At 68.7% G+C, this 20,454-nt stretch carries 19 protein-coding genes; 11 read left to right on the top strand and 8 right to left on the bottom strand.

Annotated features, from left to right (window positions below; genetic code table 11):
* Window positions 1-32: 32 nt before the first annotated feature.
* The gene (gene sucB, locus ACFRFH_RS18105; RefSeq protein ID WP_382464377.1) at window positions 33-1,568 is read left to right on the top strand and encodes a 2-oxoglutarate dehydrogenase, E2 component, dihydrolipoamide succinyltransferase; all 1,536 of its coding nucleotides are present in this window, start codon (window positions 33-35) and stop codon (window positions 1,566-1,568) included.
* A 190-nt stretch (window positions 1,569-1,758) separates the two neighbouring features.
* On the opposite strand, the gene ACFRFH_RS18100 is transcribed toward sucB, so the two are convergent.
* Window positions 1,759-2,769, bottom strand: a complete 1,011-nt coding sequence (locus ACFRFH_RS18100) for a hypothetical protein (RefSeq protein ID WP_382464376.1) — start codon at window positions 2,767-2,769, stop codon at window positions 1,759-1,761.
* 148 nt (window positions 2,770-2,917) lie between these two features.
* On the opposite strand from ACFRFH_RS18100, the gene lipB reads away from it, so the two are divergent.
* From lipB to ACFRFH_RS18085, 3 genes are all read left to right on the top strand, one after another.
* On the top strand, window positions 2,918-3,643 hold the full coding sequence (gene lipB, locus ACFRFH_RS18095) for a lipoyl(octanoyl) transferase LipB (protein WP_382464375.1): 726 nt from the start codon (window positions 2,918-2,920) through the stop codon (window positions 3,641-3,643).
* Window positions 3,640-4,629 (top strand): lipoyl synthase, encoded by a 990-nt coding sequence (gene lipA, locus ACFRFH_RS18090; RefSeq protein ID WP_382464374.1) that lies wholly within the window; start codon window positions 3,640-3,642, stop codon window positions 4,627-4,629. The genes lipB and lipA overlap by 4 nt, the downstream gene beginning before the upstream one ends.
* A 120-nt stretch (window positions 4,630-4,749) precedes the next feature.
* Window positions 4,750-5,448 (top strand): DUF4191 domain-containing protein, encoded by a 699-nt coding sequence (locus tag ACFRFH_RS18085; protein ID WP_382464373.1) that lies wholly within the window; start codon window positions 4,750-4,752, stop codon window positions 5,446-5,448.
* A 67-nt stretch (window positions 5,449-5,515) separates the two neighbouring features.
* Here the strand turns inward: ACFRFH_RS18085 and ACFRFH_RS18080 are convergent, their stop codons facing one another.
* Both ACFRFH_RS18080 and ACFRFH_RS18075 read right to left on the bottom strand, forming a co-directional pair.
* A complete protein-coding gene (locus ACFRFH_RS18080) occupies window positions 5,516-6,700 on the bottom strand; it encodes a low temperature requirement protein A (protein WP_382464372.1) in 1,185 nt (394 codons plus the stop codon).
* Between the two features lie 39 nt (window positions 6,701-6,739).
* The gene (locus ACFRFH_RS18075) at window positions 6,740-7,165 is read right to left on the bottom strand and encodes an RDD family protein (RefSeq protein WP_382464371.1); all 426 of its coding nucleotides are present in this window, start codon (window positions 7,163-7,165) and stop codon (window positions 6,740-6,742) included.
* Window positions 7,166-7,338: 173 nt separating this feature from the next.
* Here ACFRFH_RS18075 and glnA (ACFRFH_RS18070) point away from each other — a divergent pair, with 173 nt between their 5' ends.
* Window positions 7,339-8,763: a type I glutamate--ammonia ligase gene (gene glnA / locus ACFRFH_RS18070; RefSeq protein ID WP_382464370.1), complete on the top strand. Its 1,425-nt coding sequence runs from the start codon at window positions 7,339-7,341 to the stop codon at window positions 8,761-8,763.
* Window positions 8,764-8,991: 228 nt separating this feature from the next.
* Here the strand turns inward: glnA (ACFRFH_RS18070) and ACFRFH_RS18065 are convergent, their stop codons facing one another.
* The gene (locus ACFRFH_RS18065) at window positions 8,992-9,417 is read right to left on the bottom strand and encodes a hypothetical protein (RefSeq protein ID WP_382464369.1); all 426 of its coding nucleotides are present in this window, start codon (window positions 9,415-9,417) and stop codon (window positions 8,992-8,994) included.
* Between the two features lie 713 nt (window positions 9,418-10,130).
* Between ACFRFH_RS18065 and ACFRFH_RS18060 the strand changes: the two genes are divergently transcribed.
* From ACFRFH_RS18060 to ACFRFH_RS18040, 5 genes are all read left to right on the top strand, one after another.
* On the top strand, window positions 10,131-10,652 hold the full coding sequence (locus tag ACFRFH_RS18060; protein ID WP_382464368.1) for a hypothetical protein: 522 nt from the start codon (window positions 10,131-10,133) through the stop codon (window positions 10,650-10,652).
* Window positions 10,653-11,579: 927 nt separating this feature from the next.
* Window positions 11,580-11,864: a hypothetical protein gene (locus ACFRFH_RS18055; protein ID WP_382464367.1), complete on the top strand. Its 285-nt coding sequence runs from the start codon at window positions 11,580-11,582 to the stop codon at window positions 11,862-11,864.
* 251 nt (window positions 11,865-12,115) lie between these two features.
* On the top strand, window positions 12,116-12,298 hold the full coding sequence (locus ACFRFH_RS18050) for a hypothetical protein (protein WP_382464366.1): 183 nt from the start codon (window positions 12,116-12,118) through the stop codon (window positions 12,296-12,298).
* Window positions 12,299-12,319: 21 nt separating this feature from the next.
* On the top strand, window positions 12,320-12,517 hold the full coding sequence (locus ACFRFH_RS18045) for a hypothetical protein (protein ID WP_382464365.1): 198 nt from the start codon (window positions 12,320-12,322) through the stop codon (window positions 12,515-12,517).
* Window positions 12,518-13,124: 607 nt separating this feature from the next.
* Window positions 13,125-13,634 (top strand): hypothetical protein, encoded by a 510-nt coding sequence (locus ACFRFH_RS18040; protein WP_382464364.1) that lies wholly within the window; start codon window positions 13,125-13,127, stop codon window positions 13,632-13,634.
* A gap of 3 nt (window positions 13,635-13,637) precedes the next feature.
* On the opposite strand, the gene ACFRFH_RS18035 is transcribed toward ACFRFH_RS18040, so the two are convergent.
* Entirely contained in the window at window positions 13,638-14,972 is a 1,335-nt protein-coding gene (locus tag ACFRFH_RS18035; protein ID WP_382464363.1) for an LCP family protein, read from the bottom strand.
* Window positions 14,973-15,288: 316 nt separating this feature from the next.
* On the opposite strand from ACFRFH_RS18035, the gene ACFRFH_RS18030 reads away from it, so the two are divergent.
* Window positions 15,289-15,600, top strand: coding sequence for a hypothetical protein (locus tag ACFRFH_RS18030; protein ID WP_382464362.1), 312 nt, complete (start codon window positions 15,289-15,291; stop codon window positions 15,598-15,600).
* 52 nt (window positions 15,601-15,652) lie between these two features.
* On the opposite strand, the gene ACFRFH_RS18025 is transcribed toward ACFRFH_RS18030, so the two are convergent.
* From ACFRFH_RS18025 to glnA (ACFRFH_RS18015), 3 genes are all read right to left on the bottom strand, one after another.
* A complete protein-coding gene (locus ACFRFH_RS18025) occupies window positions 15,653-15,937 on the bottom strand; it encodes a HigA family addiction module antitoxin (protein ID WP_345834748.1) in 285 nt (94 codons plus the stop codon).
* A gap of 61 nt (window positions 15,938-15,998) precedes the next feature.
* Window positions 15,999-19,040: a bifunctional [glutamine synthetase] adenylyltransferase/[glutamine synthetase]-adenylyl-L-tyrosine phosphorylase gene (locus ACFRFH_RS18020; RefSeq protein ID WP_382464361.1), complete on the bottom strand. Its 3,042-nt coding sequence runs from the start codon at window positions 19,038-19,040 to the stop codon at window positions 15,999-16,001.
* Between the two features lie 7 nt (window positions 19,041-19,047).
* Window positions 19,048-20,385 (bottom strand): type I glutamate--ammonia ligase, encoded by a 1,338-nt coding sequence (glnA, locus tag ACFRFH_RS18015; RefSeq protein ID WP_382464360.1) that lies wholly within the window; start codon window positions 20,383-20,385, stop codon window positions 19,048-19,050.
* Window positions 20,386-20,454 lie beyond the last annotated feature (69 nt).

The following is a 20,454-nucleotide window of genomic DNA, read 5'->3' as shown; positions in this document are numbered from 1 at the left end:
CTGAACGATCAGGTTTTGAAGGAGAGAAGCTCATGAGCGAATCCGTCAGCCTCCCGGCACTCGGCGAGAGTGTTACGGAAGGCACGGTCACCCGCTGGCTGAAGAACGTTGGCGACCGTGTCGAGGTGGACGAGCCCTTGCTCGAAGTCTCGACCGACAAGGTCGACACCGAGATCCCCTCGCCCGTCGCGGGCGTCATCGAGGCGATCCTGGTGCAGGAGGACGAGACGGTCGAGGTGGGCACTGCGCTCGTGACGATCGGCGACGGCTCCGGTGCGGGCGAGGCTCCGGCCGCTGCGCCGGAGGCCGCTGCGCCGGCTGAGGCCGCGCCCGCCGAGGCTGCGCCGGCTGAGGCTGCGCCGGCTGAGGCTGCGCCGGCTGAGGCTGCGCCGGCTCCGGCCGCTGAGGCTGCTCCGGCTGCCGAGGCTGCGCCGGCCGCTCCGGCTCAGGAGGCTCCGACCCCCGCCGCCGAGGCCGCTCCCGCCGCTCCCGTTCAGGAGGCGCCTGCCGCCGCTCCCGACTCGGCGCAGGAGGCTCCGGCCGCTGCTCCGGCCCCCGCTGCTGCTCCGGCCCCGGCCGCCGCTCCGGCCCCCGCTGCTGCACCGGCCCCCGCGGCCGCACCGGCACCCGCTGCAGAGGCTCCGGCCTCGTCGGGCGGCGCGCACGCCGGCACCTCGGGCTACGTGACCCCGATCGTCCGCAAGCTCGCCAACGAGCACGGCGTCGACTTGGCGAACGTGACCGGCACCGGCGTCGGCGGACGCATCCGCAAGGAGGACATCCTCGCGGCTGCCGCTCCGGCCGCTGCCGCCGCGGCCCCGGCCGCCGCCGCTCCCGTGGTCGAGGTCTCCCCGCTCCGCGGCACCACGCAGCAGATGTCCCGCCTCCGCAAGGTCGTCGCCGAGCGCGCCGTCATCTCGATGCAGTCGACCGCTCAGCTCACCACGGTGGTCGAGGTCGACGTGACCAAGGTCGCCGCCCTGCGCGACAAGGTGAAGGGCGACTTCCTCGCCAAGACCGGCACCAAGCTCTCCTTCCTGCCGTTCTTCGCCCTCGCAGCCGCCGAGGCGCTGAAGGCCTACCCGGTCATCAACGCCACGGTCGACGGCGACAGCATCGTCTACCCGGACCACGAGAACATCTCGATCGCGGTAGACACCGAGCGCGGCCTGCTCACGCCGGTCATCCGCAACGCGTCGGACCTCGACATCGCCGGCCTCGCCGGTGAGATCGCGGACCTCGCCCAGCGCACGCGCGACAACCACCTCAAGCCGGACGAGCTCGCCGGCGGAACGTTCACGCTGACCAACACCGGTTCGCGCGGCGCGCTGTTCGACACTCCGCTGGTGTTCCTCCCGCAGGTCGCGATCCTGGGCACGGGCATCGTCTCCAAGAAGCCGGTCGTGGTCACGGCCGACGGCTCGGACTCGATCGCGATCCGCTCCACGGTGTACCTCGCCCTGTCGTACGACCACCGGATCGTCGACGGCGCGGACGCCGCGCGCTTCCTCGTCGCGGTGAAGAACCGCCTCGAGGGCGGCGCGTTCGAGGGCAGCCTCGGCATCTGAACCGCCTGACGGACGGCCCGGCTCCCTTCGGAGCCGGGCCGTTCCGCGTTCCCGCCCACCCGCGAGCGAGTGAGCGGCCGCCGAGGGGCACGTTAACGCCCCTAAAACGCCGTTTTGAGGGCGTTTACGTGCCCCTCGGCAGAGGTGGCATGGGGAGGCGGTGACAGCGCGAGCGCGGGCCAGGGGGCCCTCAGCGCGGACCGTCGTGACCCGGGATCATCAGCAGCACCGCCACGCCCACCAGCGGAGTGCACGCGATGGCGACCAGTTTCGGTCGTGCGGCGATCCAACCACGCGCCACCGCCAGCCCGCGTGTGACGGGGCGGTCGCCCAGCACGTCGAGTGCCCGCTCCAAGATGCCGAGGACATCGCGTTCGCTTCTCACCTGTAGGCGCTCGCGCCGATCGGCGACGGGGCCCCCACCGGCGCCCGGATCGCCGCGCGCCCGAGACTCCGCCTCCCCCGGAGCGCCGCTTCCCACCCCACGCACAGCCGTCGGGTCGGCAGCCCGTAGGACTCCCGCAACAGCGTCCTCCCAGCTCCGGTGCAGTCGGTCGGTCGCCGCAGCGAGGACGGCATCGCCTCGCTTCCCGGTGACAGCGCCGCACAGAACGCCCGCCAGGTCCGCGAATGCGGCGACGTCCTCCGACATCGTCTGCTGGTCGAGCTCCCGCAGCCGGTCGATCGCCGTCAGCACAGGGCAGCCGTCATCGCGGAGACCGATGTCCGCCGGCCTGAGACCAACGCCACCACGCCCGGCCGCGTGCAGGCCGGAGAGTCCGCGCGCAACCGCGACGAGCACCGTGACGGCCTCGCCGGCCGTCAACGCGCCATCGGCGGCGACCACAGTGACACCGTCGCCCGTGGTCGCCCGGCGATCGGCGGCGAGCACATCCTCCAGCGTCCCGCCCGTTGGGTGCTCCCGCAGCCGGACGACCACCCCGCCGCGGCTCGCCCGCCGGTCGCGCGGCGGCGGCAGCGACCGCGGCAGGTGCGACGACGCGACACCGTCCCACGTCAACCCGCAGACGGCGCCCGTCACCGTCAACACCGCCTGACCGCGGAGCTCGCCCCCCGCGACGACGAGCGACGCGTCGCCACTCATGCTCCCCGGCCGCCGCCCGAGCACCATCCACCCCTCCGCGTCCGCGATCGCCGCCGCACATTTGCCGGCATCCACCGGTCTCCGTCGATTCACCATGCCCCCAGTACACGCGGCCGGCCGCACCCCCGAGGCCCCCGCCCGCACATCCGTGGAGAACTCGCTCCCACCCCGAACCTGTGCAGGACTTCAGCCCCATCGGGCCCCGGTGGACATTTTCTGTACTCAGTCCATTTAGGATGCCTCTATGACGATCTTCGATGTCTCCGGACTCGGCGGGCCGCACGTCCCGTACGACGACGGTCTCCGCCTGCAGCGCAGCACCCACACCGACGTGGCCGCGGGGCGCGCGCCCGATACCGTCCTCCTGCTCGAGCACGCCCCGGTCTTCACCGCGGGCAAGCGCACCTCCCCCGACGAACGCCCCACCGACGGCACCCCCGTGATCGATGTCGATCGCGGCGGGAAGATCACCTGGCACGGGCCGGGACAGCTCGTCGGCTATCCGATCCTCCGGCTGGCCGAGCCGATCGACGTCGTGGGCTACGTCCGCTGGCTCGAGGGCGTCCTCATCGAGGTGCTCGTCGGACTCGGCGTCCCAGGCGAGCGCGTGGAGGGCCGCTCCGGCGTCTGGCTGCCGGGGCACGGCACCACCGACGACGGGAGGCCGGCCGACGAGAAGATCGCCGCCATCGGCATCCGCGTCGCCGAGGGCGTCACGATGCACGGCTTCGCGCTCAACTGCTCGAACAGCCTCGACCCCTACGAGAAGATCGTCGCGTGCGGCATCCGCGACGCGGGCGTGACGACGATCTCCCGCGTCCTCGGCCGCACCGTCACACCGCAGGACGTCGCTCCGCTCATCCAGGACGCCCTCGACCGCGCGCTGGCCGACGCGTCCACCAGCTCGGTCGCCGCCGCCGGCACGAACACCACGACGAACACCACGACCGCGACGGAGGTCGCCGCATGAGCGCAGAACCGCAGGGCCGACGCATGCTCCGCCTGGAGGTCCGCAACGCCCAGACGCCGATCGAGCGCAAGCCCGCGTGGATCAAGACCAAGGCCAAGATGGGCCCCGAGTACCGCCAGCTCCAGAACCTGGTGAAGTCCGAGGAGCTGCACACGGTCTGCCAGGAGGCCGGCTGCCCGAACATCTACGAGTGCTGGGAGGACCGCGAGGCCACGTTCCTTATCGGCGGCTCGCAGTGCACCCGGCGTTGCGACTTCTGCCAGATCGACACCGGCAAGCCGGCCGACTTCGACCGGGACGAGCCCCGCCGCGTCGGCGAGTCCGTGGCGAAGATGGGCCTGCGCTACTCGACCGTGACCGGCGTGGCCCGGGACGACCTCCCGGACGAAGGGTCCTGGCTGTACGCGGAGACGATCCGCGAGATCCACCGCCAGAGCCCCGGCACCGGCGTGGAGATCCTGGTCCCGGACTTCTCCGGCAACCCGGAGTACCTGGGCGAGGTGTTCTCAGCCGAGCCGGAGGTGTTCGCGCACAACGTCGAGACCGTACCGCGCATCTTCAAGCGCATCCGCCCGGCGTTCCGCTACGACCGCTCGCTCGACGTCATCACGCAGGGCCGCAGCGCCGGGCTGATCACCAAGTCCAACCTCATCCTCGGGATGGGCGAGGAGCGTGAGGAGATCAGTCAGGCCCTCCAGGACCTCCACGACGCGGGCACCGACATCATCACGATCACGCAGTACCTGCGGCCCAGCCCGCGCCACCTCCCGGTCGCCCGCTGGGTGCACCCGGACGAGTTCGTCGAGCTCAAGCAGGAGGCGGAGGAGATCGGCTTCCTCGGCGTGCTGTCCGGCCCGCTGGTGCGCTCGTCGTACCGCGCCGGACGGCTGTGGGCGCAGTCGATGGCGGCCAAGGGACGCGAGGTCCCTGCCGAGCTGCAGCACCTCGCCGACGCGTCGGCGGGCTTCGCGCAGGCCGTCTCCTGAGCACGATCCCCACGCCGATCCGGGAGGCCGCGCGAGCGTCTGAGCGCGGCCTCCCGATCGGCGCTACGCCTGCCGTGAACAGGTCAGCCGGGGGCCGGGCGAGCCGGTATCCTTATAGCTATGGCACGTAAGGACAAGTCCACCAAGGAGCCCGGTCGGCTGAAGCAGATGTGGCAGGTCTTCCAGATGACCCGCCGCTACGACGACCGCGCATTGCTCTACATCGTGGGCGCCATCGTGCTGCCGATCCTCGCGGGCGTCGCGATGGCGGTGTTCCTGTCGGACGGCAACGTCTTCACGATGGTCCTCTGGATCGTCGCGGGCGTCCTCCTCGGCGTGCTGCTCGGCCTCATCATCCTCGGCCGCCGCGCCGAGCGCGCCGCCTACTCGCAGATCGAAGGCCAGCCGGGCGCCGTCGGCGCTGTGCTGCGCAGCTCGCTCAAGCGCAGCTGGCGCGGCTCGGAGATGCCGATCGCCGTCAACGGCAAGACCCAGGACGCGGTCTACCGTGCCACCGGCCGCGGCGGCGTCGTGCTCATCAGCGAAGGCCCCAAGACCCGCACGCAGCGGATGGTCGACGAGGAGCGCCGCAAGATCAACCGCGTGCTGCCGAACGTGCCCGTCACCGTGATCTCCGTGGGGCCGGACGCCGACTCGGTCGCGCTGCACAAGGTCCCTCGCACGCTGTCGAAGATCAAGCCGACCCTCACCAAGGCCGAGGTCATCGCGATCAGCAACCGTCTGGCGTCGCTCGAGAACGCGATGCCGATCCCCAAGGGCGTCGACCCCATGAAGGTGCGGGCCCAGCGCGCCCGCTAAGACTGCCGAGGGGCACGTCGTTGTCGCTTTCCGACCGGAAAAGTGACAACGACGTGCCCTTCGTTCGTTAAATGGTTGAGGTGGGGGTGCGGCGGGAGGCGAGGGATTCTGTTAGCAGGACTAGCGCCAGCACCACATTCACACCCCACGCGACGACCGCCGTCGGCAGGAGGCCGGCGACCGGCCACAGCACGGCGACCACCGCCGCGCCGACCACCAGGGTGAGCGACCAGCGCATCCCGGTCGCCCGGCGGAACAGCAGCAGCCCGACGAGGTAGACGATCGCGGAGCCGCAGAGCAGCCCCGCCGTCCACGACGTCGGAGTGCCGACCGGCCGTTGCAGGACGAGGCCGTCGCCGACGGCCGAGAGCACGATGCCGAGCACCAGCAGCAACGGGATGTACGTGTACGCGGTCTGCGCGATCATCCCCCGCTCCGTCGCGCGCTCGAGGTACGCGCTCCCGCTCTGCTGGCTGTGCGAGAAGTAGAGCAGCCAGAGCAGCACGGTCCCCACGAACGCGGCGAGGAACGCCGCGAGATGGACAAAGTCGAGCGGCGCGGTCGAGAAGGCGGCGCCGGTGACCACGATCGACTCGCCGAGCGCGATGATCAGGAACAGGCTCACCCGCTCGGCCATGTGCGCGCCCGAGATGTTCCAGCTCGCCAGCGCCGAGCTGCCGAGGCCCGGCGTCCAGAACCGCGTGCGCGGCCCGATGTAGTCGACGGCCAGCGCGACCAGCCAGACCACGAGCCGGCCCTCGTCGGGGAGGAAGGCGCCGACCAGCCACAGCGTACCGGCCACCGCATGCCACACGATGATGCGCACGAAGTTCACCGCGTGCTCGGGATGCGCCCGGCCGAACGCGAACAGGGTGAAGACGCTGCGGCTGAGCTGCATGAGCACCAGGCACGCGGCGAACAGCACGGCGCGGTCGCCGAACGCCTCCGGGATCGCGGAGGCCAGCAGCAGGCCGAGCAGCATCAGCACCACGAACAGGCCGCGCACCGCGCCGCGCTCCGGGTCGAGCCAGCTCGACGCCCAGGTGGTGAACATCCACACCCACCAGACCACCATCGTCAGCATCACCGCGTGCAGCAGGGTGAGGCCGGACTGCTCGTGCAGGAGCACATGCGACACCTGGGTGACCGCGAACACAAAGACGAGGTCGAAGAACAGCTCGGTGTACGTCACGCGGTGGGCGCCGGCGGAGTCCGGCCGGAGCAGGTCGCGGGCGAAGCCGAAGGCGCGCATGCCAGGAGTGTAACGGCGCGCGGGACGCGACCGGAGCGGCTACGCGCGGATCAGCACCGTCCCGGCGACCTTGTCGTGGAAGCCGCGCTGGTCCGAGTCCCACACCAGCGCCGGGATGACGATGCAGAGCAGCACGGTGCGCACCACCGGCCGCCAGACGCCGACCCAGCCGCCGGCGACCGCGACGACGCGCATCCCGAAGATCCGGTGGCCGATGCTGCCGCCGATCGTCGGGATGAAGACGACCTGCATCAGCGCGAAGATGCCGATGTTCGCCCACGAGTCGTAGTGGAAGAACGCCAGCGAGATCAGCGACGCGAGCGCCCAGTCGACGACGATGGCGCCGAGACGGCGGCCGAACCTCCCGACCGACCGCGGGCCCGCCTCCGGGAGGCCGAGCCGCTCCCCCGGGTAACGGCTGGGAGCGAGGTCGCCGGAGCGGGAGGGCTGGGTGTTCTGCGGCACCCCTCCAGTTTACCGGGCCGTGCCGACCGATCCCTCGGCCGTACCGCCCGCCGGCAGCGCACCGCGTAACATGCCGGAAACATTTGCGTCACCGGAGGGAAACGGCCTCCCCTTAGCGTGTAGCTTGGGCTGCACGCGCAGTCCGTCACCGCAAGCCATTGGGAGTCCTCCGTATGTTCCGTGATTCTTCCGAGGTGCTCAAGTACATCAAGGACACCGACGTCAAGTTCCTTGATATCCGCTTCACCGATCTGCCCGGTGTTCAGCAGCACTTCAACATCCCCGCAGCGACCGTCGACGAGGAGTTCTTCTCGGTCGGCCAGCTGTTCGACGGTTCCTCGATCCGCGGTTTCGCGTCGATCCACGAGTCGGACATGCAGCTGATCCCGGATGTCTCGACCGCATACGTCGACCCGTTCCGTGCCGAGCGCACGCTGATCATGGTCTTCGACATCTACAACCCCCGCAACGGCGAGATCTACGCGAAGGACCCGCGTCAGGTCGCCAAGAAGGCGGAGAAGTACCTCGCCTCCACCGGCATCGCGGACACCGCGTTCTTCGCGCCGGAGGCCGAGTTCTACATCTTCGACGACGTCCGCTACGAGGTGAAGCAGAACGCCAGCTTCTACGCGGTGGACTCCGAGGAGGGCGCCTGGAACTCCGGCCGCGTCGAAGAGGGCGGCAACCTCGGCAACAAGACCCCGTACAAGGGCGGCTACTTCCCGGTGAGCCCGGTCGACAAGCAGGCCGACCTGCGCGACGACATCTCGCTGCGGCTGATCGACGCCGGTCTCATCCTGGAGCGCGCGCACCACGAGGTGGGCACCGGGGGCCAGGCGGAGATCAACTACCGCTTCGACACGATGGTGCACGCGGCGGACGACCTCCTGAAGTTCAAGTACATCGTCAAGAACACGGCAGAGCAGTGGGGCAAGACTGCGACGTTCATGCCGAAGCCGCTGTTCGGCGACAACGGCTCGGGCATGCACACCCACCAGTCGCTGTGGAACGACGGCAAGCCGTTGTTCTACGACGAGGCCGGCTACGGCGGCCTGTCCGACATCGCCCGGTGGTACATCGGCGGCCTGCTCAAGCACGCCCCGGCGGTGCTGGCGTTCACGAACCCGACGGTGAACTCGTTCCACCGCCTGGTCCCGGGCTTCGAGGCCCCGGTCAACCTGGTCTACTCGGCCGGCAACCGCTCGGCGTCCATCCGCATCCCGATCACGGGCACCAACCCGAAGGCCAAGCGCATCGAGTTCCGCGCGCCGGACGCCTCGGGCAACCCGTACCTGGCGTTCGCCGCCCAGCTGATGGCGGGCCTCGACGGCATCAAGAACCGCATCGAGCCGCACGAGCCTGTCGACAAGGACCTCTACGAGCTCCCGCCCGAGGAGGCCCGCAACATCCCGCAGGTCCCGGCATCCCTCGGCGAGGCGCTCGACGCGCTCGAGGCCGACCACGACTTCCTCATCGCAGGCGGCGTGTTCACCCCGGAGCTCATCGAGACCTGGATCGAGTACAAGCGCGAGAAGGAGATCAAGCCCCTCGCGCAGCGTCCGCACCCGTTCGAGTACGAGCTGTACTACGGGGTGTAAGCGGAATCCCGCGTAATTACGCGGATTTCAAGACGTCGCGGACGCGTTAGTCCGCAAAAAGTCCGCACGAGTTGCAGGACGGTCCGCGAAAGCGACCGGCACCGCGTCTCGTGCGGACTCTTTCTTGTCGCGGGCACACGCGCCAATACGTGTCCACCCAACCGCCGCATTTGCCGTCGCGCTGGTCGTGCGGCCAGCGTCGAGGTTGTCGTCGAAGCTGGCTGTTACTCAATCAGGGAGCAGCGCTCGCGATTTGATTTTGCGGAAGTCTGGCTCAGACCTCCATCTCAGCTCGAAGTACATGTCTGATTTCCACTTCGAGTTAGGGGTCACCTCAACGCTTGCGGAAATAGCTTCGCCTTGCTCGAGCGTCGTCTTCCTGCTGAGGACTCTGCCGCCGTTCCCTGAATATTGGTGTACGCCCCACCATTCCACGTCTCGCATCACCCCCATTCCGTGGTTAACCGCCCGAACTTGTCGACTCTCGTGCAGGCCTGAATCGAGCACTCGCAAAGTCGATCTGATGTCAAATTCCAGCTGGGGCCTAGCGCGGTAGATGATCGATCGGGTCAACGTTGTCACCGACGCGACGGCTGCGATAAGAGAAACAGTCAGGGCAAGCAATGCCATCACAAAGGCGGTCGTCGGCTCCATATCGTCACGATAGTGAGTGCGCCCCGTGCGAGGTAGCATCTCGACTCGCGTCGTGCTTCCAGCGATCGCATTTCGGTCCGGATCAAGCAGCTACCCACCGATCGGGTCAACTGGAGCTAACCTCCCGGATGCGGGTTCGGAGGACCATCCCAGTACCCGTACGGACGTTGTTGTCGTACCGCACGATGTCGTCTGCTCGCTCGAGTGATTCGCATACGGCCATGAGGCGACGCTCTGCCGGATCGAGATCCCACCGGATCAACAGATACTGGTCGCGGCCTCCCTTTCCGCGTAGCGGCGGATAACGGCTTTCGGGATCACGTTGTCGTCGCGCATGACCAGCCATGTGTCCCTGTCGTAGCGGGTTGGATTCGGACGCGTCACGCAATCATTAGAACATAGGTTCGAATGACGACGCCAGCCGGATGTCCTGTCCGAAGATATTCGGTAGTCCGCGTCTAGCTTTCTCCCGGGTCGGGAGGCTACTGTGCATTTGAAGAGGGGAGACCAGGAATGCCAATCACATCGCGCCGCGCCGCAACTAAGAGCCGTGACGAACGCCGCGTCCTCGCGTCGTCCCGCATTCGCGATATTTCAACGTACGACGAATTCTCGCGGCTGATCGATCGCACTCTTCAAGATGACAGGCTTTTCGAGCGAATTCAGAACGAGGCCTCGCCACTTCCGGCTCCCGCCCACAATTGAGTTCATGGGTGAGCGGCGAGTACAGTCACCGCGCCTTGCTGAATGAATTTCGATGCGCTGAAGCATCACCGCGCCGGCAAGTGGGCCTCGCAGGCGCTCATATTTCGGACGACCGAAAGCCCTGGGCCACTAAGGTTCAGCGCATCGTTCGGGGTATCAGAACGCCGATGCGTGATGGCGCTATTGTTCGGCTGCGACTGTCCGAGGACGGAACGCGGATTGACGCCGTGCTGGTCATGAAAGCGGCCTACGTGGAGGGCGCCATCCGATTTGACTTGGCGATCGCTGCGCGACATCTTGATTCAAAAGGGCAGGGCGTCGGCGACGACATCCTTGAATGCTTCGAGACGACGTGCCAAAAGATCCTCGCAGACAATCTCCTCCGCAGCGGACTCGCCGTTTCTCATGTCCACCGACAAAACAAGCCGATGCAGCGCCTGCTCTCGTCTCGCGGATGGACCCAACTGGCACCCGAGGCCGACGACGACCCGGACTACGAGTACTGGGGCGCAGTCATCCCCGCGAGCTAAGTGGGCCCTTGAGCACTCCGCGACAAACGGCACAGGCCAAAGGCTCACTTCTCACGCGGGCTTAGTCCGCAATTAGTCCGCAGCAATCTCGATTGAGTACCCATTCGAGCGAATGCGCCCGATCACTGAAAGCTGAGTTGACCAGCACCTTCAAACAAGGCCAATCATGCCCAATCACGTCTCGAGAGTACGAGCTGTACTACGGGGCGTGAGCAACTCTGCTGCAGAAAGGGCCGCGTCCGTCACGGGCGCGGCCCTTTCCTTGCGACATCACTTCGACGCACGGTTTGATCGCGTGCCGAGCAGATTACCCCGGGAATCCAAGTAGGCATCATCCGAAGACCGGCACGGCCTCGAAAGCGATTCACGCTTTCTGTATTCATGGGTCTATCACGAAAGCCCCCAAGCCCTAGCCAGCCGGGTGAGCGTTCGGCGGTCCATCCCAATACCCGTGCACATTGTTGTCGTACCGCACGAGCTCGTCAGCCCGTTCGAGCGACCGGCACACCGCCATTAGCCGTCGTTCTGCCGGTTCTAGGTCCCACCGGATCAGCAGGTACTGGTCCTTCCCGCGCTTGTCCGTGTACCGACGGATAACGGCCTTCGGAACCACCTTGTCGTCGCGCATCACAAGCCAGGTGTCCCTGTCATAGCGGATAGGCTTCGGGCGCGTCACGCCATAATTAGAACATATGTTCGATCAGGACAGTATGACGTCGTTCGGGCTAGTCAGAGCGGCGTTATTACAGAGTTGCGTGCGCGAGGTGTCTTCCATGCGCAGCGTTCGTCATTGAGCGGATTTCCCATGAAAGCGTTCCGTTAAGGTTCGCGCGAGTTCCTACTTGCAAAACGGGAGCACATGCGGGCATCTGTCAGCCCTGTGGCTAGTTGAACCCTCCACGACAGCCATCGATACGATTGCCGCCTATGGACATCCCCCGAATCACCATCATCCTGCTGTGCGTCGTCTCTGTCGTCCTACCGATGGTCGGACTATTCCGCCTCTTTGCAGGAGTGAAGGATGATGTCAAGAAGCTGAGCGAGGGTTCCTCTGACCCTGACGACCCTATGACTTGGCAGATCGGACCCAGCATCGCAGTGGTCATGAACGCTGCCAAACGTCGCCCCCTGGAGGTGAAGCAAGACATCTGGATCATCGGGGTCGGCCTGATAGCAGGAGGCATAGCGAACGTCTGGTCGCTGTTCGTCTGATGCCCACAAAAACCCCGCGACTGTCCGCAGTCCGCCCACAGTCCACCGGAGTCCCATCGCGGCACAATCACTCCCAACCGTCGGCTACACAAAACCTGTGGAATCTCGCGGAAGTACTACGGGGTGTGAGTAGACGTCGCGGACGCGTTAGTCCGCAGGGAGTCCGCACGGGTTGCAGGACGATCGCGAAAGCGACCGACACCGCGGCTCGTGCGGACTTTTTTCGGGATCGGCGCTGCAAGGTTCTAGCCATGACGTCGGGCGACCTCCACAGGGAGGCGAACACGGACGGCCCGCAGCCGGCACTATCGCGCTCGTGGCTGAACGAATCGGCGGCGGTCGCCATCACCCTGGGCCTCGTCGCGCTGGCTGTCGCTGCGATCACTGTCGGGATCGGCTCTCTGTGCGTCTGGGCTCAGTCGGGCGCGTTCTGACCAGAAGCCATCCCTCCGCGTGTGCAATACCTCGGCGAGGACTACCGCTGCTTCTACTCAGGCGCCGTGGATATGGGCGGCCTGACCTTGCAGGGGCACACGATCGGCGGCGGTCGGATCTACGCGCGCCCCCCGATCGGCAAACAGGCTTCGGAGGGTTTCGTCGTCGTTACGGACGGCGACCGCCATCATCAAGTCTGCACCCTCGCCGGTCCCTGAGCTCCACGCGCTCGGGTCGGAGGACGGTGCTCGAGGCGCGGGGAGTGGTGGCGTCAGGAGCGCGGCTCAGCGCGATCGCTTGGCGAACACACCCCGGACGATCTCCGGCAGCGTCCGCCGCACCTCGGCGGCAGGCCGCGGTGCTGCGGCCACCGGGACGAAGGCGGTCGTGCCACAGCGGCCGCACACAGCGACCTCCGAGTGCACGGAGAGGCCGGTTCGAAAGTACGGGTTCGGCGAGACTCGGGTGGGCCCTCCGCACTCCTGGCACTCCGGGCCATGCGTGACAGCCACAGCTTCCCCTTCGTCGGTCTGTTGTTCACCTCGGGCAGGACTGAGAGGGCCCGGCACGCGCATCGCCGCGTCCGGGCCCAGTAACGCTTCGGCCTACCCGAAAGGCCGCGCGTCGGAAAACCGCGATCGATCTCCGATAATCGATTGCGGCTGCACACATAATTTTTCATGGACCCGTGGGGATGCCAAGCCCCCAGACCGGGGGAAGGCCCGAGCAGGCACGCGGCACGCGCCATGACGTGCGCCCGCCCCGCCGCACCGCTACGGTTGTCGCGGGAGTCCGCATCCACTGCGGGACGCCGAGGAGGAGCGCATGGCCGAGAGAGACCTGACCGAGGTGCTGGACGAGGTCGGCCGGTCCCTCGAAGGGCCAGCGTGGATGCAGTTGCGCAGCGACGACCGCGCCGAGTGGTTCGGGCATTTCGTCAGCGGGATCGCGCTCGCGGTCGGGCTGCGACCGATCGAGCATCTGGACTCCGGGGTGCGCGTCGACGACGCCGGTGTGTTCTCCGCGAAGGTCGTGGTCTTCACCGACAAGACCATCGTGTTCGCCGACGCCACCGGGCGCAGCGCCGATCCGTACGACGTGGCGACGGTCGTCGTCGCGCGGCCTCGGGCCGGGCTCTCCCAGCTCACCATCTCGGACGCGAACTCGGCGTTCCGGCGCGACCTGTTCGACCCGTGGCCGGGAGACTTCAGGGTCTCCGCGGAGTGGTCGTACGGCGCGAAGGTGACCTTCCCGCTGAGCCCGATCGAGACGGACGACCACCGGGCGCGGTTCAGCGCGCTCTACGCCGCGCTCATCGACGCGCTGGGCGAATAGGCCCTACTTCACGCAGGGCACTCCCCCGGACGGCAGCGGCGCGGTCGGGTCGGTGTAGGTCCCGTTCGGGCCGGCCGGCGCCGATGCGGTCGGCGATGGGGAGGGCGCGGGCGCCGTCGTGGTCGGCGGCGGCCCGGTCGGGATGGTCGCTCCCGGAGTCGCGGTCGGCGTCGCCGTCGCGGGGTTCAGGAGCTGCTGCACCACGGCGTGGATCTGGTTCGGGTCGACGAGGTTGACGTCTTTGCCGTCCTTCACCCCGTAGCCGGTGATCGGCAGCGTCGTGAAGGTGATGTTGCCGCCCGCCAGGTGCTGCGCCTCCGACGCGAAGCTGAGGAGGTCGAAGCCGGAGTCGAGGGCGATGTTCTGCTTGGCGGCGGAGATCAGGGACTCCAGGGTCGCCGGGTTCGCGAAGGTGTCGGCCTTCTTCAGCTTCGTCGCCAGCGAGACGATGAACGCCTGCTGACGGCGCTCTCGGTCGAGGTCGGTGAAGTTCAGCGACGGGTTGTTCTCGTCCCGGCGCTGGCGGACGAAGCTCACTGCCTGCGATGCCGTGAGCTGCTGGACGCCGGCCTTGAAGTCGGCGCCGGAGTACGGGTCCTGCGTGTCCTGCGCGACGCACACGGTGACCGGCTGGACGGCCTGGGCCACCTGGTAGAACGCGGCCATCGTGACCTCGATGAAGTGGTCGATCCGCACGCCGCCGAGGAAGTCCGACACGGTCTGCAGCTCTGTCTGGCGGGCGAACGTGCGCGCCTGCTGGTAGGCGTCGGCCTGGGCGACACCCGCCTTGGTCAGCTCGGTGAGCTTCTGGTCGAGGGCGAGGCCGTACGCCTCCTTGATCTTGGAGGCGGACACGCCGTCCGGGCTCCCGGACAGCGGCGCGTAGTCGTCGCGCGGGATCGAGATGCCCACAGCCTTCTTGCCGCCGGCCGGGATGTGGATGAGCATCAGCACGTTGGCGTTGTAGCCGCCATCGCCCTGGTTCCCGGCGTGCAGGGCGTTGTAGACGTCGGTCGGGAGGGCGTTCCCGTTCTCGTCCAGCCGGCTGTCGAGGCCCATGACGAGGATGTTGCTCTCGGCGACGTTCTTCTTCGTGCCGGCGCCGGGGAGGGTGATGTTCGAGCGGTGCAGGCCGTTCGACAGGTCCACGTAGGAGTAGGCGGCGAACGCCCCGACGGCGACGGCGACGGCGGCGACCGCGCCGGCCACGGCGAGCAGGATGCGCTTGGTCAGGGAGGTGCGGCGGCGCTGCGCGTGCGCGACGTTCCGGCGGACGGGCTCGGCGGCGCCGCTGTCACCGGCCGGGAAGGCAGGGTCGGGCTGGCGGGGCGGGGTCATTGTCGGGGCTCCTCGGGATTCGGGGGTGCTCGGGGGATTCGGGGCTGCTCGGACTCGCGGTGGAGGCGCTTCGGGGGCGGCACAAGTCGGGTTCGCGGGTCGAGCGTGCTGCGGGCCTCCCGATCGTCCCACCGAAAACCGCCGTAGTCAGCGGACGCCCGATGAACTCCCAGAAACCGTGGGTGAGCGCCTGGTTCGAAACAGGTGAAAACTGTCGCAGGTTGTCCTCCGGCTGTTCCCTCCCCGCCAGCGCAGCACTAGATTCGGTGACGCCCGGGCCAACCCCGGCCCGCGCGCGAAACGGAAGGACCCCAACATGGCCCGTTACCTCCTCCTCTACCGCGCCGACCCCGAGGCGATGGCCTCGATGCCGGAGCCCACCCCCGAGCAGGCCGAGCAGATGAACGCCGCCTGGAACGCCTGGGCCCAGCAGGTCGGCGCCGGCCTGATCGACTTCGGCGCGCCGACGGCCGCCGTCTCCGAGGGAGCCGACCGCAGCGTCGGCGGCTACACCCTCATCGAGGCCGACGGCGCGGACTCCGTCGAGGGCCTCCTCACCGGCCACCCGCACCGCGCGATGGGCGGCACCATCGACGTGTACGAGCTGACGCCCGTTCCCGGGATGTGACGTATCCGTCCGGGTCGGCGTGCTTTCTGCGCGGACCCGGACGGTGCGGGCGTCAGCCGGCCAGCGGCGCGATGTCCTCGAACTCGGCCCTGTGGGTGGCGAGGGCGACCTCGATGTCGTGGTGGGCCTGCAGGTTCAGCCAGAACTCGGCCGTGGTCCCGAACGCGCGCGCGAACCGGAGCGCCGTGTCGGGAGTGATGGCCCGCTTTCCGTTCACGATGTCGCCGATGCGTTGCGCCGGGACGTGGACGGCCTTCGCGAGCGCGTACTTCGTGAGCCCGAGCGGGGCCATGAACTCCTCGGAGAGGATCTCCCCGGGAGTAATCGGATCGGTCATGATCTTATAGTAACGCGTCGCGTTATTACTGCAAGACGTTGTTAACGCGCGGCGTTTCTATTCACCCCGTCGGGGTCGGGCGCTCCGGGAGGCCGTAGAACCCGCGCTCGAACACCGCCCGCGCACGGCGGGTGACCGCGAGGTAGTCCTCCTCCAGGCGGCTGGCCGAACCCGGCGGGTACTCCAGGAGGCGGGCGACGCCCTCCAGTGCCACCCGGTCGGCCGGGAGGACGTCCGCGGTCTTGTTGGTCCAGAGCGTCATCGCCGAGCGGGCGCGCGAGGCCAGCAGCCAGGCGTCGCGGAGTTTGGCAGCATCGTCGTCCGCCACCAGGTCGTTGTCGACGGCGACCGCCAGGGCGTGCAGGGTCGACGTCGTGCGCAGCGCCGGGATCGCGGCGGCGTGCTGGAGCTGGATGAGCTGGACGAACCACTCGACGTCGCTGAGCGAGCCGCGGCCGAGCTTCAGGTGACGGGCCGGGTCGGCGCCTTGCGGGAGGCGTTCGTTCTCGACGCGGGCCTTGATGCGCTTGACCTCGCGGACCTCCTGCTCGCCGATCGCGGCCGGGTAGCGGACCTCGTCGGCCACCGTGTCGAAGTCGGCGAGCAGCGCCGCATCCCCGACGACGCCGCGGGCCCGCAGCAGCGCCTGGGCCTCCCAGGTCAGCGACCAGCGCTTGTAGTACGCGCGGTAGGCGTCCAGCGAGCGGACCGGCGGCCCGTTCTTGCCCTCCGGGCGCAGGCCGATGTCGAGGTCGAGCGGGAGGCGGTTGTCCTCCGTCAGCCGGTTGAGGTCCGCGACGATCGCCAGCGCGGCCTTGTGCGCGGCGTCCTGCTCGGCGGCGAGCGGGCGGAAGACGTACATCACGTCGAGGTCGGAGCCGAAGCCGAGCTCGGTGCCGCCGAAGCGGCCCATGCCGATGATCGCGAACTCCAGGTCGGCCGAATCGCCGCGTTCGGCGCGGATCGCGGACAGCACACCCTGGATCACGTTCTCGTTCACCGCGGTCAGCCCGCGAGCCAGCTCCTCGATGGTGGCGAAGCCGAGGATCGCCGAGAACGCCAGGCGCAGCACCTCGCGGCGGCGGACGGCACGCAGCGACGCGGCCGCGGTCGCCGCGGACTGGTGCCGGCCGAGGATCGCAGCGGTCTCCTCGCGCAGCACCTCAGCCGTGCGCGGACGCAGCTCCTCCTCCGACTCCAGCCACGCGACGGACTCCGGGATGCGGCCGAGCAGCTCGCCGGCGTACCGCGACCCGGACAGCACCCGGGTGAGCCGCTCGGCGGCGCCGGTGGAGTCGCGCAGCATCTTCAGGTACCAGTGCGTCGTGCCGAGGTCTTCGCTGAGCCGGCGGAAGGTCAGGAGGCCGTAGTCGGGGTCCGCCCCGGCGGCGAACCACTGCAGCAGCACGGGCAGCAGGTGGCGCTGGATGGTCGCCCGCCGCGAGACGCCGGCCGTGAGCGCCGCGATGTGCGCGAGCGCGCCGCGCGGGTCGCGGAAGCCGATCGCGGCGAGCCGGGCCTCGGCCTGCTCGCTGGTCAGCCCGGCTCCCCCGGTCATCCCTGCCGCCCCGGTCAGCCCGGTGTCGTCGGTGGGCATGGCGGCCACCGCGCTCAGCAGCGGACGGTAGAAGAGTCGCTCGTGGAGGCCGCGCACGCGGTGCTTGATCGCGTTCCAGCGCACCAGGAGCTGCTCGGCGCTCGGCGCCAACCCGGTCGCGCGGGCCAGGATGCGCACGTCGCCCTCGTCGCGCGGCATCAGGTGGGTGCGGCTGAGGTGGCGCAGCTGGAGGCGGTGCTCCATCAGGCGCAGCGTGCGGTAGTCCTGCGAGAAGGCGGCCGCCTCCTCGCGGCCGATGTAGCCCTGCGCGGCCAGTGCGGCGAGGGCGGACAGCGTGTCGCGCTGCCGTACGCGCTCGTCGGTCTGGCCGTGGACGAGCTGGAGGAGCTGCACGGTGAACTCGACGTCGCGCAGGCCGCCCGGCCCGAGCTTGATCTGGTAGTGGGTCTCGTCGTCGGGGATGTTGTCGGTGACGCGCTCGCGCATCCGCTGCACCGACTCCACGAAGTTCTCGCGCGACGCGCTGCTCCACACCTTGGGCGCGAGCGCGGCGACGTAGCGCTCCCCCAGCTCCAGGTCACCAGCGAGGGGCCTGGCCTTCAACAGCGCCTGGAACTCCCAGCCCTTCGCCCAGCGGTCGTAGTACGCGATGTGCGACTCCAGGGTGCGCACGAGCGCGCCGTCCTTGCCCTCCGGCCGCAGGTTGGGGTCGACCTCCCACAGGCCGGGCTCGATCGCCGGCTCGTGGATGCCGCGCTGCGTCAGCACCGCCAGCCGCGTGGCGATGTCCACCGCGCGGCCGGAGCTGAGGCCGGCCTCCTCGTCGCCCTCGGTGACGTAGATGACGTCGACGTCGCTGACGTAGTTGAGCTCGCGCGCGCCGGCCTTGCCCATGCCGATGACGGCGAACCGGGTGGCGCGCACCTCCGCCTCCGGGTACCGGCCGGGGCCGGTGCCGATGGTCTGCCGGCGGGCGACCGCGAGGGAGGCCTCCAGCGCGGCGGCGGCGAGGTCGGACAGCGCGGCGGCGACGCCGTCGAACCCGGCGACCGGGTCCTCCTGCTCCAAGTCGTAACTCGCGAGCTGCACGAGCCGGCGGCGGTAGCGCACGCGGAGGGCGGTGCGCGCGGCGTCGTCCTCCAGCGCGGCGACGCCGTCCACCGCGCCGACGGAGTCGAGCAGGTCGGCGCGCAGCTCGGCCGCGGTCGGCAGCGCGGTGACCGGGTCGTCGAGCGCGCTCAGCTCGGCCGGCTGCCGCAGGAAGAACTCGGCAGCGCCTTCGGACGCGCCGATCACCCGGAACACGCGGCGCGCGTCGTTCCGCGACGGCACGTAGCGCGCGGTCTGCACCGGCGCGTGCCGCAGCAGCCGCAGGGCCAGCGCGAGGGCAGTGTCCGGATCGGCGGCCGTCGACAGCGCCGGCAGGAGGTCGTCCACGCCGAAGCCGGTCAGCTCGACCAGTTCGTCCAGTTCGCCGCGGACCGAGCTCAGCCCCACGAAACCGGCGCGAGCCAGCGTCGTGAGGGAGAGCTGCTCGCGGGTCACGTTCGGGTCAGAGGATCTCGAGGTTCGACCGCAGCTCGAACGGAGTGACCTGCGCCCGGTACTCCGCCCACTCGCGCCGCTTGTTCAGCAGCACGTAGTTGAAGACCGACTCGCCGAGCGTCTCGGCGACGAGTTCGGAGTCCTCCATGAGGGAGATGGCGTGGTCGAGGCTGGCCGGGAGCTGGTTGTAGCCGAGGGCGCGGCGCTCGGCGTCGGACAGCGCCCAGACGTTGTCCTCGGCCTCCGGCGGCAGCTCGTACCCGCCCTCGATTCCCTTGAGGCCGGCGGCCAGCATCAGCGAGAACGCCAGGTAGGGGTTCGCGGCGGAGTCGATCGCGCGGTACTCGACGCGCGAGCTCTGGCCCTTGTTCGGCTTGTAGAGCGGCACGCGCACCAGCGCGGAGCGGTTGTTGTGCCCCCAGCAGACGAAGCTCGGGGCCTCGTCGCCGCCCCAGAGCCGCTTGTACGAGTTGACGAACTGGTTGGTGACGGCCGTGATCTCCGGCGCGTGCTTGAGCAGGCCGGCGATGAACTGGCGGCCGGTCTTGGAGAGCTGGTACTGCGCACCGGCCTCGAAGAACGCGTTGGTGTCGCCCTCGAACAGCGACATGTGGGTGTGCATGCCGGAACCCGGGTGGCCGGAGAGCGGCTTCGGCATGAAGGTCGCGTACACGCCCTGCTCGATCGCCACCTCCTTGATGACCGTGCGGAACGTCATGATGTTGTCGGCCGTGGTCAGCGCGTCGGCGTAGCGGAGGTCGATCTCGTTCTGGCCGGGGCCGGCCTCGTGGTGGCTGAACTCCACCGAGATGCCGAGGTCTTCCAGCATCCGCACGGAACGGCGGCGGAAGTCGTGCGCGGTGCCGCCTGGGACGTTGTCGAAGTAGCCGGCCGAGTCGACGGGCTCCGGGCCCTCGTCGCCGAAGGTGGAGGACTTGAGCAGGTAGAACTCGATTTCCGGGTGCGTGTAGAAGGTGAAGCCGCGGTCGGCCGCCTTCTCCAGCGTGCGCTTGAGCACGTTGCGCGGGTCGGACACCGACGGCTGCTCGTCGGGCGTGGTGATGTCGCAGAACATGCGCGCGGTCGGGTCGATCTCCCCGCGCCACGGCAGGATCTGGAACGTGGTGGGGTCGGGATGCGCCAGCAGGTCGGACTCGAACGCGCGGGTCAGGCCCTCGATGGCCGAGCCGTCGAAGCCGAGACCCTCGGTGAACGCGCCCTCGACCTCGGCCGGCGCGATCGCGACCGATTTGAGCGTGCCGACCACGTCGGTGAACCACAGCCTCACGAACTTGACGCCGCGCTCCTCGATGGTGCGAAGAACGAAGTCGCGCTGCTTGTCCATCCTGCCCCTTTCGTCGGCCCCTCCAGACTAGTGGCTCCGCGGGCGCAAACCCGTCGGATGACGGCGGGT

The sequence above is a fragment of the Leifsonia sp. NPDC056824 genome (assembly GCF_042789575.1).
In the GTDB taxonomy this organism is placed as follows: Bacteria; Actinomycetota; Actinomycetes; order Actinomycetales; family Microbacteriaceae; genus Leifsonia.
This window is presented reverse-complemented; position numbering and strand designations above follow the sequence as displayed.